Source organism: Edwardsiella tarda ATCC 15947 = NBRC 105688 (assembly GCF_003113495.2).
Lineage (GTDB): Bacteria > Pseudomonadota > Gammaproteobacteria > Enterobacterales > Enterobacteriaceae > Edwardsiella > Edwardsiella tarda.
The window spans coordinates 2,508,486-2,525,420 of record NZ_CP084506.1 but is presented as its reverse complement, the minus strand read 5'-3'; the positions used below and the strand labels follow the sequence as shown (position 1 = coordinate 2,525,420).

Genomic DNA, 16,935 nt, shown 5'->3' with positions numbered 1-16,935 from the left:
CACCTTTCTATCATAGCAAAGCTGTTAGGCGATGGGAAAAGTTTTGTGTTAGGAAGTATTTAAATAATACGACTTGGAGAGGTCAAATGCTATAGGGATATGCCTCTTATAGATAAAGTTAACCAGTGTTAATGTCTTTATTTGTATAAGAGATATTAGTAGATATATAAATAATATTAATTAGGACGCTGGATGACAATAGGTTAACGCCTGTGTCAGGAGATGAAGGTAGCTGGGGATAAAAAAAGGCCACCTTGTGGGTGGCCTTCGTTGCGTAGATGACGCTTATTTTCCGTCGTGTGGTGCAACCGGATGGCTGTGCTCGATATCTTCATCGCGGCGGCCAAAGCGGCGGCGTACCACCACGAAGAACACCGGTACGAAGAAGATGGCCAGGATGGTGGCGGAGACCATGCCCCCCATTACCCCGGTACCCACGGCGTTCTGGGCGCCGGAGCCGGCACCATTACTGATCACCAGCGGCATAACCCCGAGGATAAAGGCCAGCGACGTCATCAGAATGGGGCGTAGACGCATACGCACCGCTTCCAGCGTGGCTTCGACGAGGCCTTTGCCTTCCTTATGCATCAGATCGACGGCGAACTCGACGATCAGAATGGCGTTCTTCGCCGACAGACCAATGGTCGTCAACAGACCCACCTGGAAGTAGACGTCGTTGGTCAGCCCGCGTAGTGAGGTGGCGAGCAATGCCCCGACCACGCCGAGCGGTACCACCAGCATGACGGAGAACGGGATTGACCAGCTCTCATACAAGGCTGCCAAGCAGAGGAAGACCACGATCAGCGAGATGGCGTACAACGCCGGTGCCTGGTTGCCAGAGAGGCGTTCCTGGTAGGACATACCGGTCCAGTCATAACCGATGCCTGCCGGCAACTTGGCGACCAGTGACTCCATCATCGCCATGGCTTCACCGGTACTCTTGCCCGGAGCTGCTTCACCGAGGATCTCCATAGACGGCAGGCCGTTATAGCGCTCCAGACGTGGTGAACCATATTCCCAACGCGAGGTGGAGAAGGCGGAGAACGGCACCATCTGCCCATTGCTGCTGCGGACATACCAGTTGTCGATATCGCTCGGCAACATACGGTACGGCGCATCGGCCTGGACATAGACGCGTTTGACACGTCCACGATCGATAAAGTCGTTGACGTAGGCTCCCCCCATCGCGGCGGAGATGGTCTGGTTAATGTTAGAGAGGGAGACACCCAGTGACTGTGCCTTCTCTTGGTCGATATCCAACTTAAACTGCGGCGTATCTTCCAAGCCATTGGGGCGAACACCGACCAGCAGATCCGGGTGTTGCGCCGCCATACCCAACAATTGGTTACGCGCCTCGGTCAACTTCTCGTGCCCCAGGTTAGCCTGGTCAATCAGCTCGAAGTCGAAGCCCGATGCGGTACCCAGCTCGACGATGGCGGGCAGGTTGAACGGGTAGACCATCGCGTCGGTGATCTTACTGAAGGCGAATGCCGCACGTTGGATGATCGCGGTAACTTTGTTCTCATCCCCTTTACGCTCATCCCACGGCTTCAGGCTGATAAACGCCAAACCGTTGTTTTGCCCCTGACCACTGAAGCCAAAGCCGCTGACGGTAAAGACCGACTCGACATTGTGCTTCTCTTTCGTCTCGTAGTAGTCGGTGACCTGCTTGAGCACGTTGTTGGTGCGCTCTTGGGTCGCCCCAGGCGGCAGTTGAGCCATGGTCAACAGGACCCCCTGGTCCTCTTCCGGCAGGAAGGAGGTGGGCAGGCGGATAAACAACAGCCCCATGCCAACCACGATCAGCAGGTAGATCACCAGGTAGCGCCCGGTACCGCGCAGGATGCGGCCGACGCTGTCGGTATAGTGGTGGGTACTCTTCTCGAACAGGCGGTTAAACCAGCCGAAGAAACCGGTCTGTACGCCATGGCTGCCCTTGGCGATGGGCTTCAGCATGGTGGCGCACAGTGCCGGGGTCAGGATCATCGCCACCAGTACGGATAGCACCATCGAGGAGACGATAGTGATAGAGAACTGGCGGTAGATGGCCCCGGTCGAGCCGCCAAAGAAGGCCATCGGCACGAATACCGCGGACAGTACCATGGCGATACCCACCAAGGCGCCCTGGATCTGCTCCATGGATTTCTTGGTGGCCTCTTTCGGCGGGAGTCCCTCCTCGGCCATCACACGCTCGACGTTTTCCACCACCACGATGGCGTCATCCACCAACAGGCCTATCGCGAGCACCATACCGAACATGGTCAGGGTGTTGATGGAGAAACCGACGATCTCAAGGATGGCGAAGGTACCCAACAAGACGACCGGCACGGCGATGGTCGGGATCAGGGTCGCACGGATGTTCTGTAGGAACAGATACATAACGGCAAACACCAGCACGATCGCTTCCAGCAGTGTTTTAACCACTTCATCGATGGAGAGCTGAACGAACGGTGTCGTGTCGTAGGGGTAGACCGTCTTCAGGCTGGCCGGGAAGTAGGGCGCCAGCTTAGCCAACTCGGCCTTCACCGCCTTGGCGGTATCCAAGGCGTTGGCACCCGTCGCCAGCTTCACGGCGATACCGGCTGCCGGCTTACCGTTGTAACGGGCTACGGTCCCGTAGTTTTCCGCCCCTAATTCGACACGGGCGACATCACGCAGTAAGACGCGCGAGCCATCCGGTTGCACCTTGAGCAGGATCTTGCCGAACTCCGCCGGGTCTTTCAGGCGGGTCTGGACAATGATTGAGGCGTTCAACTGCTGACCCGGGACAGGCGGGGTTCCCCCCAACTGGCCACCGGCGATCTGGTTGTTCTGCACCTTAATCTGTGAGATGACGTCGACCGGTGTCAGGTTGTACTTATTCAGCTTGTTGGGATCCAGCCAGATACGCATGGCGTACTGGGAACCAAACAGCTGCACACTCCCCACACCCTGGGTACGGCTCAGGGGATCTTTAATGTTGGAAGCGACGTAGTCGGCGATATCATCCTGGCTCAGGCTGCCATCTTCCGAGATAAAGCCGGCAACCAACAGAATACTGCTGGAGGCCTTATCTACGCTGACCCCCTGCTGCTGAACCTCTTGCGGCAGGGAAGGCATCGCCAGTTGCAATTTGTTTTGCACCTGAACCTGGGCGATATCCGGATCGGTACCGGCTTCGAAGGTCAAGGTGATCGCGGCGTTACCGGCCGAGTCACTGGTTGACGACATGTACATCAGGTTATCGAGGCCGTTCATATTCTGTTCGATAACCTGCGTCACGGAGTTCTGCACCGTGGCCGCATCCGCGCCCGGATAGGAGGCGGAGACGGTGACGGCTGGCGGTGCAACGGTGGGGTACTGTGCAACCGGCAGACTCATGATCGCCAATGCACCGGCCAGCATCAGGATGATGGCGATAACCCAGGCAAAGATCGGACGATCGATAAAAAACTTAGCCATGTATTACTGGCTCCTTTTTCCTAATAGTGTGCATCACAGCGCAATTACTGCTGTGAGCCATTGGCCGCCTGCTCGCCGGCCGGTGCGTTCAGTTTCGTTTCCTCGGCTTTGACCTGCATGCCCGGACGGACACGTTGCAGACCAGCGACGATCACCCGATCGCCCGCTTTCAGACCGCTGGTGACTAACCATTGATCACCGATGGCCTGAGCCGCATCAATGATGCGTACTTCCACTTTATTATCGCTATCGACGACCATAGCTGTCGCCTGGCCACGCGGGTTACGCGTTACCCCTTGCTGCGGCACCAGTAGGGCGTCAGGACGGACCCCCTCTTCCAGACGGGCACGGACAAACATCCCCGGAAGCAGATCGGTGTGCGGGTTAGGGAAGACGGCGCGGATAGTAATCGAGCCGGTGCTCTCATCCACGGTGAGGTCGGAAAACTCTAAGGTTCCCTTCAGCGGATAGGCTTGGCCGTTCTCCATCACCAACTCGACGCTAGCCTTACCGTTATCCTGCTTGATCTGGCCATCGGCTAGCTCTTTCTTCAGACGCAGGAAGTCGGTGCTGGACTGGGTGACATCGACATAGATCGGATCCAGCTGCTGCACGGTGACCAGTGCATTGGCCTGGTTGCCGGTTACCAATGCGCCCTCGGTGACGGAAGACTTACCGCTCAGACCGGTGATCGGCGAGGTAACTTTGGTATAGGCCAGGTTGATCCGAGCACTCTCTACGGCGGCCTTGGCGGCGATGACGGTCGCATCGGCCTGACGAGCGGTAGAGACGGCGTTATCGTAATCTTGCTGACTGATGTACTTGGTCCCCAGCAACGGGGTGTAACGCTTCACCGTCAGATGGGCGATGTTGGCGGCGGCTTGCGCCTTAGCCAGATCGCCGACGGCGCTATCATAGGCGGCCTTATAGGTCGCGGGATCGATTTGATACAGTGAATCGCCGGCTTTTACCGTGCTGCCTTCGACAAAGTTACGCTTAAGGATAATACCACTGACCTGCGGGCGGACTTCTGCAATACGGTATGCAGAGGTTCGGCCAGGAAGCTCGGTGGAGACACTCAATGGTGCTGTTTTCAGTGTGACCACGCCGACTTCAGGCGCGGAGCGCTGTTGGGCGCCACCCTTGTCATCATTACATCCTGTAAGAAGTAAACTGCCGGAAAACAGCAGTATTGCCGCCAGAGGCGTTAACCCTCTGTTTTTCTTCATATTATACCTCAAGAGTCCGAGTGCGAAATGGGCATAATGCACGTTGTTAACAACCCATTGCTGCGCTATAGAAAAGCGCATGTTATGGTACATACATTCATCAATGCATGTAAGTCTTGATACTTTAAAAAAACGACGCCATGGCACGAAAAACCAAACAACAGGCCCAAGAGACCCGACAGCAGATCATTGATGCCGCCATCAGTGAGTTTTCCGTACGTGGCGTTGCCGCGACCTCGCTCAACGATATTGCCAAGGCAGCCGGCGTAACCCGTGGTGCCATATACTGGCATTTTAAGAATAAGATCGATATTTTTAACGCCGTATGGGATTTCATGGAATCCCGTCTTAGCGGACTTGAGTTAGAGTATCAGACAAAGTTTCCGGATGATCCACTGCGGATTTTACGCGAACTCTTAATTTTTATTTTAGTCGCTACGGTAGAGGATCCGCAGCGTCGGGCCATGATGGAAATCCTCTATCATAAATGCGAGTTTGTCGGCGAGATGCGCGCATTGGGAGAACGGCGTAAGCTAATGTATCTGGAGAGTTATGCCCGTATTGAGCGCGTGCTGCAGCGTTGTATCTCGTTGGCGCAATTACCGGCGGATCTGGACACATTGCGTGCCGCCGTCGCCCTGCGCAGCTACATCACGGGGATCATGGAGAGTTGGCTGTTTGCGCCCGATAGTTTCGACCTGCGTCAGCAGGCCTTCCTCTTGGTCGATAATGCGATTTCCATGCTGCAGCACAGTCCTTTCCTGCGTCGGGATGCGGTCAGCGAACCGATCGACGCGGCCGTGTGGCAGGCTTACTCCCTGCCGCATGCCCCTTAATAAATAAGAGACGAGTGAACTACAATGCAAAAAATTGTCGTGATTGCCAATGGGGCCGGTTATGGCCAAGAGTCGTTGTTTAATGCGTTGCGTCTGGCGTTGGCCATGAAGGAGCAGGCGGCGGAGATCGAGTTGAAGATCTTCCTGATGTCGGATGCGGTCACGGCGGCGTTGCCGGGGCAAAAGCCACACGAAGGTTATAACTTGCAGCAGATGCTGGAGATCCTCTGTGCCCAGCAGACGCCGATCCGCTTGTGTAAGACCTGCGCCGATGCACGCGGGATCGCCCACTTACCGTTGATCGAGGGGATCGCCATCGGCACGTTGACCGAATTGGCGGCCTGGACCTTGGCGGCGGATAAGGTTCTTACCTTCTAACGCCCCTGACTTTCCCCTCACCGCCCTGATGTGGGCGGTTATCCTCTCTACCCATTCGTCTGCTTATTATTTTCAGAGTCACGCGTCTTGCGCGCAGAATGGGTAACTTTCTCCGATTGCGCCTATTCTTGCTATTACGGCTTCATGTTACGCTAATGAATCTATTCTCCCGTTATTATACATTCTGCTTATTTAATTATGACTCACGGCGTGTTATTCCAGCCCCGCAAGGGGATGACCTTGTGGCGCATGGTAGTTGTCATTCTGCTATTTTGCCTATTCTCTAGTGCCTCGGCGTGGGCGCAGAGTGGTGACATCGATTCACGCGGTGAGGTGCAGAATCAAATTGATGCGTTGAATCGCCAGAAGAGCCTGTCCGCCAGCGATAAGTTGGTGCTGCAAGATCTTAACCAGACGCTGACCTATCTGGACGGTATCGATCGTTATCGGAAAGAGAGTCTGCAACTGAAGCAACAGGCGCAGCAGGCACCGGGCAAGCTGAATCAAGCCTTGGCCGGGTTGGAGGCGCTCCAGCGTAATAACGATGCCGCCGACGAGGCCAACTTCAGCCAGATGGGCGCGCGGCAACTCCAAAACCAGTGGGATAACACCCTGGAGGAGCTGAAGCAGGCGCAGGAAGATCTCGGTGCTTACAGCAGCCAGTTGATCGCCTTACAGACGCAGCCGGAACGCGCCCAGGCAGCGATGATGGCCAGTTCGCAGAAGATTCAGCAGATCCGCAATACGCTGGCCGAGGATAACCAGTTACGCCCCACTCAGCGCAATATGCTGAATACCGAACTGGCCATGCTCAACCAGTCGCTGGAGTATCAGCAGCAGAGCCTGGAAGATAACACCACCCTACAAGATACCCTGCAAAAACAGCGTGATTACGCCAATGCCCGCATCGCTCAACTGGAGCATCGCGTCCAATTGATCCGTCAGGCCGGCTACAATAAGGAGCTGAGTCAGCAGGAGAAAACGGCCCGTGAGGCACTCAATCCCGATGATGTGGCGCAGGATTTTACCCGCAATCCGCTCATCGCTCAGCAGATCGAGATTAATCGGGATCTGAGCCAGCGCTTGATCGATGCGACCGAAAAGACCAACACCCTGGTGCAGGAGAGTATTCGCGTCAAGAATTGGCTCGATCGCTCGTTGCAGGCCGAGCGTAATTTGAAAGAGCAGATCTCGGTGCTGAAAGGCAGCCTGTTGTTGTCACGCATTCTCTATCAGCAACAACAAAAGCTGCCGACAGAGAAACTCAGTAATGACGTGGCGGAGCAAGTGGCCGATCTGCGTGTCGCGCAGTTCGATATCAACGCCCAGCGCGACACGCTGAGCCAAGGCAGTGATTATGTGGCGAAACTGCTGGCGAGCAGTAAGGAGAAGCTGAGTGACGAGGCGGTCGGCGTACTTGAGGACCTGATCGATACGCGGCGCGATCTGCTGGATAAGCTGAATAAACAGCTGGGTAACGAGTTGACGTTGGCCATCAGCCTGCAGATTAACCAGCAGCAACTGCGCAACGTGAACGACTATTTGCAGCACACCCTGACGCAACAGATCTTCTGGGTGAGCAGCAACAAACCGATGAATCTCGCCTGGTTCATCAGCCTGCCCAATGCGCTACGCAGTCAGGCGGCCAACCTGCACCTCGATCTGAAACCCGCCGCCTTGCTGGATGGGTTTATCAGTTCGCTATATCTATTTATACCGCTGGTGATCGGTACCGGGTTGCTGTTGTGGCGGCGTAAGGCGATCAACGCGCGTCTGGAGAAGTTAGCCGACGAGGTGGGACAGTTAAAGCGGGATGGCCAGCTGCATACGCCGCAGGCGATCCTGCTGACCATCCTGCGCGGGCTGCCGGGTACACTGTTGATACTGGCTCTGGGCGTGATGTTCTACCATACCGCCACCCCACTGGGCGGGCTGCTATGGGTAATGGCGTTACGCTTCTCGCTCTTCTGGTTGATCATCAGCACCACCTATCGACTGATTTCGCCGGGGGGGGTCTCCGAGCGTCACTTTACTGTCTCGCCACTGGTCTGTGCCCACTATCGGCGCATGGTACGGCGTCTCGGCTTCACCCTGATCCCGCTGATGGTATGGTGTGTCATCGGGGAGAAGTCACCGCTACAGTTGAATGAAGATGTGATCGGTCAGGTGGTGATCCTGATCACCTTGGCGCTCCTGACGGTGTTTGTCTTCCCGTTGTGTCGTGATGCCTGGCGCGAGAAAAACTCGCATAGCGTACGGCTGGTGTTGATCACCCTGTTGGCCATCGCCCCCTTGGTGTTGATGATCCTCACCGCCTGCGGTTACTTCTATACCGCCTTGCGGCTGGGTACCCGTTGGATCGAGAGCCTGTATCTGATGCTACTGTGGGCGGTGATCTACTCGACGGCGCTACGCGGCTTGAGCGTCGCCGCCCGTCGCCTGGCCTACCGCCGTGCCTTGGCCCGTCGCCAGCAGAGCGCGGCGGGTATCTCGCGTGAGGGGGCGGAGGGGTTAGAGGCGGTTGAAGAGCCGCCGCTGGCCATCGATCAGATCAACTCCCAATCGTTGCGTCTGACCACCATGGTGCTGTTCCTGATCTTCGGCTGCGTCCTGTATTGGATCTGGGCGGATTTGTTCACGGTGATCTCCTACCTCGACAGCATCACCCTGTGGCACTACAACAGCGGTAGCGGAGCGAGCCAGATCACGCAGGCGGTGACGCTGGGGAATCTGTTGTTCGCCCTGATGACGGTGGTAGTGGCCTACATCATGATGCGCAACTTACCCGGCTTGCTCGAGGTACTGGTGTTGTCGCGCCTGCAACTGCGCCAAGGGGCCTCCTATGCCATCACCACCATCCTGACCTATGTCATTATCAGTGTCGGGGTGATCATCTTCTTCGGCTCGTTGGGCATCTCCTGGGATAAGCTGCAATGGATGGCCGCCGCGCTCTCTGTCGGCCTCGGTTTTGGTCTGAATGAGATCTTCAGTAACTTTATCGCCGGCCTGATCATCCTGTTCGAACGGCCGGTACGCATTGGCGACACCATTACTATCGGCTCCTACTCCGGCTCGGTGAACAAGATCCGTATTCGTTCTACCACCATCACCGACTTCGACCGCAAGGAGGTGATCATCCCCAACAAGGCCTTTGTCACCGAGCGGCTGATCAACTGGTCGTTGTCGGATACCGTGACCCGGGCCCTGATCAAGGTGGGGGTGGCCTATGGCTCGGATCTGGATAAGGTGCGCGAGATCTTACTGCAGGCGGCAGGGGAGAATCCGCGGGTGATGGCCGAGCCGGAACCTCAGGTTTTCTTCCTCGCTTTCGGCGCCAGTACGCTGGATCATGAGATGCGCTTGTATGTGCGCGAACTGCGCGATCGTAGCTATGTGGTGGATGAGTTGAACCGGCGCATCGATCAGCTGTGTCGGGAGAACGACATCAATATTGCTTTCAATCAGTTGGAGGTCTATCTGCACAACCCGCAGGGTAATGAGGTGCAGGAGGTGAAGCGTAAGTTACCGACGGATCGACCCGACTTCCCGACGGCCTAACATGAAGGCGACGACGGCGCGCTCAGCTGAGCGCCGCCGTCGTCATTAGTGCGGGGCGTCCTGTGCGGCCAGCTTAGCCTGGTAGTCGCGTTGCACGATCGCCAAGGCGGCCAGGACGGTGTGGGCGGGTACGTCGTTGCTCTCCAACAGATAGATCAGATCGACGGCCAATTTGACTTCGTCGCTCTCCAGCTCCAGTGACATAGTGTTCCTTATGATCGGATCTTGCGATAGATAAAGAGTAATAGCATCGCCCCGATGACCGAGACGATCAGGCTTTTCAGGCTAAAACCGGCCGCCACATCCAGATGAAAGATGAGATTACCGAGATAGCCGCCGAGTAGGGCGCCGGCGATGCCCAGTGCGACAGTCATGATAAAGCCACCGCCATCCCGTCCCGGCATCAGCCATTTCGCCAGCATGCCGACGATCAACCCCAGAACAATCCACGCGATGATACCCATGGTCAATGTCTCGCTTATGGGCCGAACCCCTGCTCGGCCATCGCTTCCAGTATAGCTAAGGCGTACGCATCAGCTTAGGCCGCGTTCACGCCGCTCGATGGCTTTTTCGATCCGGCGCAACGCTTGGCGGCAGCGTTGGAGGCGCCCCTCTAACGCCGCCAGCTCACGTTGTATCTGTTGCTGTTGTGCCAGGGTTTGGCAGTTCGCCAGGCGCCACTCGCGTTCGCGTATCATTGCTTGCAGGCGGCGTTCATAGTCTTGATGACGGGCCAACTCCTGGTAGGGGTCGCCGCCCGCGGACGCCGGTTGCGGCTCGCGTTGGCGTAGGGCCTGGGTGGCCTGTTCGCGTTGTAACGCCGCCATCTGAGCCAGCAGCCGCTCGGCGAGGAAGGCGACTTGTTGACGCTGGCTGGCGGCGACGGCGCGTTGTAGGGCGGCAAAGTTCTCCTGCGTCTCGCGTAGATAATCTTTTAACCGCGTACCGTGGGTGAGAAACAGGGCGCGATCGAAGCGAGAGCGCGCGGCGGGTTGTTCGGCCAGTGGCGCCAGATCGTGCGCCAGGCGTTGTAGACGCTGCTCCAGCTGTTGGAGCATTTGTTGACTCGACATAACCTGCCCTAGATGATAGTAACCATAGCGCATGGTACTGGAGTGGCAGGGAACGGGGCAAGCGAGAGAATGAAGCGCATAGTGTTGATCGTGGTGGGGTGGTTCGCCGTCTGCTTAGGTGGGCTGGGCGTGGTATTGCCCCTCTTACCCACTACCCCGTTCTTGCTGTTGGCGGCGGCTTGCTTTGCCCGTTCATCCCCACGCTTTCATCGCTGGTTGCTGTATCGCTCCTGGTTTGGGGGGTATCTGCGTCACTGGCAACGTCATCGCGGCCTGCCTCCTGGGGCACGTTGGCGGGCACTGATCCTGTTGTTGGCAAGCTTTTCCCTCTCGCTCTGGCTGGTGGAGCATAACGGCGTGCGTCTGCTGCTGCTGGCGATCCTCGCGGCGTTGCTGATTGGGGTGTGGCGCCTGCCGGTAATTGATGCATCGCAAGAAAAGTCCCCTTAATCGCGCTAGAGTAGTTGCATTTCTTCGGCGCTTTGCATAGATTTGAGCGTTTTCGTGCGCGGGTTACCTCCCTTTTCCGAGGGCTACTGGATGCCATTCCGGGGCAGATTTGGGGGAGTTTTAGGTGGCTTGCGTTAGCCCGAACCCGGTGTTTATCAGGCAACAAGTTATGACCGCTACAGCACAACAACTCGAATTTCTGAAACAAAGCATTAAGACCATCCCTGACTATCCGAAGCCAGGCATTCTTTTCCGTGATGTTACCAGTCTGCTAGAGAAACCCGACGCCTATGCACTGAGTATCGAGCTGCTGGCGGCGCGTTATCGCGCGGCGGGGATCACCAAGGTGGTGGGCACGGAGGCCCGTGGTTTTCTGTTCGGCGCCCCGGTCGCGCTGGCGCTGGGCGTCGGCTTCGTGCCGGTGCGTAAGCCCGGCAAGCTACCGCGTGCAACGCTGGCGGAAAGCTATGCGTTGGAGTACGGCACCGATACCCTGGAGATCCACCAGGATGCCATCGAGGCCCATGATCGCGTGTTGATGGTCGATGATCTGCTGGCGACCGGCGGGACCATCGATGCGACGACTCGGTTGATCCGTCGCCTGGGCGGGATCGTTCACGACGCCGCCTTCATCATCGACTTGCCCGCGCTAGGGGGCGAGGCGCGTCTGGAAGCGATGGAGATCAACTGCTACAGCCTGGTCTCTTTCGACGGTCATTGATCGATCGCGTCTGACGACGGTGTCCCCCCGCGTGGGGCGCGCGCTGTACTCTGAGCCACCGCATTAGCGGTGGCTCAGCCATTTCTGGCGCGGGAATAAAGTCATGGGCATTGCGGCAACTACTGTTACAATGATCAGATAATCAGGCCGGACGGGCGCGTTGCTCGCCGGCGACTATGATGCTGAGCACGCTGGTCATCCCCCGGATGGGCGGCTTAATTTTTTATTCAATCAATGACGAATCATCGATGAGCTATCAGGTTCTCGCCCGCAAGTGGCGTCCACAAACCTTTGCCGACGTCGTGGGGCAGGAGCATGTTCTGACGGCGCTGGCGAACGGGCTCTCTTTGGGCCGTATCCATCACGCCTATCTTTTCTCCGGTACCCGTGGGGTCGGTAAGACCAGTATCGCCCGCCTATTGGCGAAGGGGTTGAACTGTGAGACCGGTATTACCGCCACCCCGTGCGGTGTCTGTGATAATTGCCGGGAGATCGAGCAGGGACGCTTCGTCGATCTGCTGGAGATCGATGCCGCCTCGCGTACCAAAGTGGAGGACACGCGCGACCTGCTGGATAACGTGCAGTACGCCCCGGCGCGAGGTCGCTTCAAGGTTTACCTGATCGACGAAGTACACATGCTGTCGCGCCATAGCTTCAACGCGTTGCTTAAGACGTTGGAGGAGCCGCCGCCACACGTGAAGTTCCTGCTGGCCACCACCGATCCACAAAAACTACCGGTGACCATCCTCTCCCGTTGTCTGCAGTTTCATCTGCGTGCGCTGGATCATGAGCAGATCCGCGCGCAGTTGGCGAAGATCGCCCAGGCCGAGTCGCTGGCCGCCGACGCGCGGGCGCTGCAACTGCTGGCGCGCGCCGCCGAAGGCAGTATGCGCGATGCACTGAGTCTGATGGATCAGGCCATCGCCATGGGGCAGGGGCAGATTACGGCCGATGCGGTCAGCCAGATGCTCGGCACCTTGGACGATGAGCAACCGTTGGCGCTGATCGAGGCGTTGACCGCCGCCGATGGCGCCTTGGTGATGGAGCGTGTGGAGCAGGCCGCCGGGCGTGGCGTCGATTGGGAAAATCTGCTGCTGGAGATGCTGACGCTGTTGCATCGGGTGGCGATGTTGCAGCTACTGCCTAGCGCCTTAGACAGTCAGTATGCCGCCGTTGAATCCCGTCTGCGCGAGCTGGCGCGTCTGCTGCCACCGGCGGATCTGCAGCTGTTTTATCAGATTATGCTCAATGGTCGTAAAGAGCTGGCCTACGCACCGGATCGGCGCATGGGTGTCGAAATGACGCTGTTACGCGCGCTGGCCTTTCATCCTAAGGTTGACATCGCCGAGACGGAGCATGCCTCAGCCTTTGCCGCCGAGCATAGTGTGCCGCCATTGGTCGATGTGGCGCCTCAGGGGATGGTCGCGCCTCACCGCGCTGCCGTACCCATGGCCGCGGAGCCCGCTCTCCCCGCTGCCGCGCCCCCGCAGGCGGCGCCCGCCGTACCGGACAGTACCGCCCAGCTATTACAGGCCCGTTCGCGCCTGCGGCAGAAGGCCGCCGGAGGGAGCGACGTAAAAAAGAGTGAGCCGGCGGCGCAGCAGCGTGCGCAGCCGGCCTCCTCAGCGCTGGAGCGTCTGGCCAATATCAGCGAACGTGGTCAGCAGAAGATGGCGGCCGCGGCCGAGCAGCAACCGGCTCGTAAGGAGGCGTACCGCTGGAAGGCTCAGCATCGCCCGGAGCAGGTAGAGGCGCCGAAGACGACGCCTAAAGCGTTACGTAGCGCGTTAGAACATGAGAAAACCCCTGAGCTAGCGGCGTGTCTGGCGCAAGAGTCGCTGGCGCGTGATGCGTGGGCGTTAGAGTTGAGTCGCCTCAAGTTACCTAAGTTGGTACAGCAACTGGCGTTGAATGCGTTTCGTGTGCCTTCGGCCGAGGGAAGCGTGCTTCTGCATTTACGTTCGGCCCAGCGTCATTTAAACTCCGCCTCTGCACGGCAAACGCTGGCTCAGGCACTGAGCGACCACTATGGACGCGCGGTGGAGCTGAGCATCGTGGAGGATGATGATCCCCAGCAGCGGACGCCGCTGGAGTGGCGCCAGGTGATCTACGAAGAGAAGCTGGCGCAGGCGCGTGCGTCGATTGCCGCGGATGGCAATATCCAGACCTTGCGGCGCTTGTTTGACGCCGAACTGGATGACGAGAGCATCCGACCCGTTTAACCGCTGTGCCGTGATGGCACGGCCCTATGTAAAAGAGAGAACGCTATGTTTGGTAAAGGCGGACTGGGTAACCTGATGAAGCAGGCCCAGCAGATGCAGGAAAAAATGCAGAAAATGCAGGACGAGATCGCCCTGCTTGAGGTGACCGGTGAGTCCGGCGCCGGCCTGGTGAAGGTCACCATCAACGGCGCTCATAACTGCCGTCGTGTGGAGATCGATCCGAGCCTGATGGAAGACGATAAAGAGATGCTGGAAGATCTGATCGCCGCCGCGTTTAACGATGCCGCGCGCCGTATTGAAAGCGAGCAGAAAGAGCGCATGGCTTCCGTCTCCTCCGGTATGCAGCTGCCGCCGGGCTTCAAGATGCCGTTCTGATGCAGACCAGCCCGCTTCTCGAATCCCTGATGGAGGCTCTGCGGTGCCTACCCGGCGTGGGGCCCAAGTCGGCGCAGCGCATGGCCTTTCATCTGCTGCAGCGCGATCGTAGTGGGGGCATGCGCCTGGCGCAGGCCTTGACGCGCGCCATGTCGGAGATCGGTCACTGTCGCGATTGCCGTACCTTTACCGAACAGGAAATCTGTACTATCTGCGCCAACGCACGGCGGCGTGAGAATGGGCAGATCTGCGTGGTCGAGAGCCCGGCGGATATCCATGCCATCGAACAGACCGGGCAGTACTCCGGGCGTTACTTTGTGCTGATGGGGCACCTGTCACCGCTGGATGGCATTGGGCCGCAGGATATCGGTTTGGATCGGCTGGAGGAGCGGTTGGGGCAAGAGACGCTCAACGAGGTGATCCTGGCGACCAACCCGACGGTCGAAGGGGAGGCTACCGCCAATTATATCGCCGAGATGTGTGCGGCGCATGGCGTGATGGCCAGCCGCATTGCGCACGGTGTGCCGGTCGGCGGTGAACTGGAGATGGTGGATGGCACCACGCTGTCTCATTCGCTGGCCGGGCGTCACCCGGTGAGGCGTTAACCCGCTCGTTGGCGACGGGGATAGATGCGCACTATCCCCGATTCATTTTCTCGCCCCCGCTTTTCCTCGCCATGACGGCTTTCTCGCTTTTCCCCCTTGAAAACCTTATGCCGATCCCCATCTGTAACATAACCCATTTGATCTGCGTGTTATCGATGAGAGGTAAAAGCGAATAATGAAAGGCCAAGAAACTCGTGGCTTCCAGTCAGAGGTGAAACAGCTTCTGCACCTGATGATCCACTCACTCTACTCCAATAAAGAGATCTTCCTGCGTGAGCTTATCTCCAACGCTTCCGATGCCGCCGACAAACTGCGCTTCCGTGCGTTGTCAAACCCGGATCTGTATCAGGGTGATGGCGAGTTGCGCGTACGCATCAGCGTGGATCGCGACAACCGCACCCTGACGCTGAGCGATAACGGCATCGGCATGACGCGTGAGGAGGTGATCGAAAACCTCGGTACCATCGCCAAGTCCGGTACCAAGGCCTTCTTGGAATCACTCGGCTCTGACCAGGCGAAAGACAGCCAGTTGATCGGCCAGTTTGGTGTCGGTTTCTACTCCGCCTTCATCGTGGCCGATAAGGTGACCGTACGCACCCGTGCCGCTGGCGCTAGCGCCGATCAGGGCGTCTTCTGGGAGTCCACCGGTGAGGGGGACTACACCATCGCGGATATCGAGAAGGCGGATCGCGGTACCGAGATCACCCTGCATCTGCGTGAGGGGGAGGAGGATTTCCTCGACGATTGGCGCCTGCGTAATATCATCGGCAAATACTCCGACCATATCGCGTTGCCGGTCGAGATCCTCAGCAGCGAAGGCGAAGAGGGTGAGAAGAAGTGGGAGAAAATCAACAAGGCACAGGCCCTGTGGACCCGCAATAAGGCCGACATCAGCGACGAAGAGTATCAAGAGTTCTATAAGCACATCGCCCACGATTTTAGCGATCCGCTGATCTGGAGCCACAACCGCGTCGAGGGTAAGCAGGAGTATACCAGCCTGCTGTATATCCCCGCCAAGGCGCCGTGGGATCTGTTCAACCGCGACCATAAGCATGGGCTGAAACTGTATGTGCAGCGCGTGTTCATCATGGATGACGCCGAGCAGTTTATGCCCAACTACCTGCGCTTCGTGCGTGGCCTGGTGGACTCCAATGATCTGCCGCTTAACGTATCGCGCGAGCTGTTGCAGGATAGCCGGATCACACAAAACCTGCGTGCCGCATTGACCAAGCGTGTGTTGCAGATGCTGGAGAAACTGGCTAAGGACGATGTCGACGCTTATCAGACCTTCTGGCAGCAGTTCGGTCAGGTGCTGAAAGAGGGGCCGGCGGAGGACTTCGCCAACCGTGAGGCGATCGCCAAGCTGCTGCGGTTCGCCTCGACCCATAACGACAATGCGCTGCAAACGGTGTCGCTGGATGACTACATCGGGCGCATGAAAGAGGGTCAGGAGAAGATCTACTACATCACCGCCGATAGTTACGCCGCCGCCGCCAATAGCCCGCACCTGGAGTTGCTGCGTAAGAAGGGTATCGAGGTCTTGCTGCTCTCCGATCGTATCGACGAATGGATGATGAGCTACCTGACGGAATACGATGCCAAGTTCTTCCAGTCCGTCAGCAAGAAAGACGAGGCGTTGGAGAAGTTGGCCGACGAAGGGGACAGCGAGGCGCAGAAAGAGGCCGACAAGGCGCTGGAACCCTTCGTTGAGCGGGTGAAAACGCTGCTGGGCGAGCGGGTGAAGGAGGTGCGTCTGACTCACCGCCTGACCGATACGCCGGCGGTCGTCAGCACCGACGGCGACGAGATGACCACGCAGATGGCTAAGCTGTTCGCCGCGGCCGGTCAGCAGGTTCCGGAAGTGAAGTATATCTTCGAGCTCAACCCTGAGCATCCGTTGGTGCAGCGCGCCGCCGAACAGCAGGAGGACGATCGTTTCGCGCAATGGATCGATCTGCTGCTGGATCAGGCATTGCTCGCCGAGCGCGGTACGCTGGAAGATCCGAACCAGTTCATCAAACGCGTCAACGCACTGTTGTTGGCCTGA

At 57.9% G+C, this 16,935-nt stretch carries 14 protein-coding genes; 9 read left to right on the top strand and 5 right to left on the bottom strand.

What is annotated here, in order from left to right:
* Window positions 1-285: 285 nt before the first annotated feature.
* Entirely contained in the window at window positions 286-3,441 is a 3,156-nt protein-coding gene (locus tag DCL27_RS11725) for an efflux RND transporter permease subunit (RefSeq protein ID WP_005283526.1), read from the bottom strand.
* A 44-nt stretch (window positions 3,442-3,485) separates the two neighbouring features.
* Entirely contained in the window at window positions 3,486-4,670 is a 1,185-nt protein-coding gene (locus tag DCL27_RS11720) for an efflux RND transporter periplasmic adaptor subunit (protein WP_005296656.1), read from the bottom strand.
* A 140-nt stretch (window positions 4,671-4,810) separates the two neighbouring features.
* Between DCL27_RS11720 and acrR the strand changes: the two genes are divergently transcribed.
* The 3 genes from acrR (at window position 4,811) to mscK (ending at window position 9,442) form a co-directional block, all read left to right on the top strand.
* Window positions 4,811-5,506: a multidrug efflux transporter transcriptional repressor AcrR gene (acrR, locus tag DCL27_RS11715; protein WP_035599449.1), complete on the top strand. Its 696-nt coding sequence runs from the start codon at window positions 4,811-4,813 to the stop codon at window positions 5,504-5,506.
* Window positions 5,507-5,530: 24 nt separating this feature from the next.
* Complete coding sequence (locus tag DCL27_RS11710) at window positions 5,531-5,884, top strand: DsrE/DsrF/TusD sulfur relay family protein (RefSeq protein WP_005283542.1); 354 nt, start codon at window positions 5,531-5,533, stop codon at window positions 5,882-5,884.
* A gap of 198 nt (window positions 5,885-6,082) precedes the next feature.
* Complete coding sequence (gene mscK, locus DCL27_RS11705) at window positions 6,083-9,442, top strand: mechanosensitive channel MscK (RefSeq protein WP_228594430.1); 3,360 nt, start codon at window positions 6,083-6,085, stop codon at window positions 9,440-9,442.
* Between the two features lie 45 nt (window positions 9,443-9,487).
* On the opposite strand, the gene rsmS is transcribed toward mscK, so the two are convergent.
* The 3 genes from rsmS to priC all read right to left on the bottom strand — a co-directional run bounded on the left by rsmS (window position 9,488) and on the right by priC (window position 10,515).
* Window positions 9,488-9,646, bottom strand: a complete 159-nt coding sequence (gene rsmS / locus DCL27_RS11700) for a pleiotropic regulatory protein RsmS (protein ID WP_005283550.1) — start codon at window positions 9,644-9,646, stop codon at window positions 9,488-9,490.
* 8 nt (window positions 9,647-9,654) lie between these two features.
* Window positions 9,655-9,906 (bottom strand): GlsB/YeaQ/YmgE family stress response membrane protein, encoded by a 252-nt coding sequence (locus DCL27_RS11695; protein ID WP_005283553.1) that lies wholly within the window; start codon window positions 9,904-9,906, stop codon window positions 9,655-9,657.
* A gap of 69 nt (window positions 9,907-9,975) precedes the next feature.
* Window positions 9,976-10,515: a primosomal replication protein PriC gene (gene priC, locus DCL27_RS11690; RefSeq protein ID WP_005283556.1), complete on the bottom strand. Its 540-nt coding sequence runs from the start codon at window positions 10,513-10,515 to the stop codon at window positions 9,976-9,978.
* Between the two features lie 69 nt (window positions 10,516-10,584).
* Between priC and DCL27_RS11685 the strand changes: the two genes are divergently transcribed.
* From DCL27_RS11685 to htpG, 6 genes are all read left to right on the top strand, one after another.
* Window positions 10,585-10,965 (top strand): DUF454 family protein, encoded by a 381-nt coding sequence (locus DCL27_RS11685; protein ID WP_035594374.1) that lies wholly within the window; start codon window positions 10,585-10,587, stop codon window positions 10,963-10,965.
* Window positions 10,966-11,134: 169 nt separating this feature from the next.
* Entirely contained in the window at window positions 11,135-11,686 is a 552-nt protein-coding gene (gene apt / locus DCL27_RS11680; RefSeq protein ID WP_035599464.1) for an adenine phosphoribosyltransferase, read from the top strand.
* A gap of 248 nt (window positions 11,687-11,934) precedes the next feature.
* Window positions 11,935-13,908, top strand: coding sequence for a DNA polymerase III subunit gamma/tau (gene dnaX / locus DCL27_RS11675; RefSeq protein WP_035599483.1), 1,974 nt, complete (start codon window positions 11,935-11,937; stop codon window positions 13,906-13,908).
* 45 nt (window positions 13,909-13,953) lie between these two features.
* A complete protein-coding gene (locus DCL27_RS11670) occupies window positions 13,954-14,283 on the top strand; it encodes a YbaB/EbfC family nucleoid-associated protein (protein WP_005283566.1) in 330 nt (109 codons plus the stop codon).
* On the top strand, window positions 14,283-14,888 hold the full coding sequence (gene recR / locus DCL27_RS11665) for a recombination mediator RecR (protein WP_005283568.1): 606 nt from the start codon (window positions 14,283-14,285) through the stop codon (window positions 14,886-14,888). The genes DCL27_RS11670 and recR overlap by 1 nt, the downstream gene beginning before the upstream one ends.
* A gap of 175 nt (window positions 14,889-15,063) precedes the next feature.
* Window positions 15,064-16,935 carry a molecular chaperone HtpG gene (gene htpG / locus DCL27_RS11660; protein ID WP_035599467.1) on the top strand — a complete coding sequence of 624 codons (1,872 nt, stop codon included), beginning with the start codon at window positions 15,064-15,066 and terminating at the stop codon, window positions 16,933-16,935.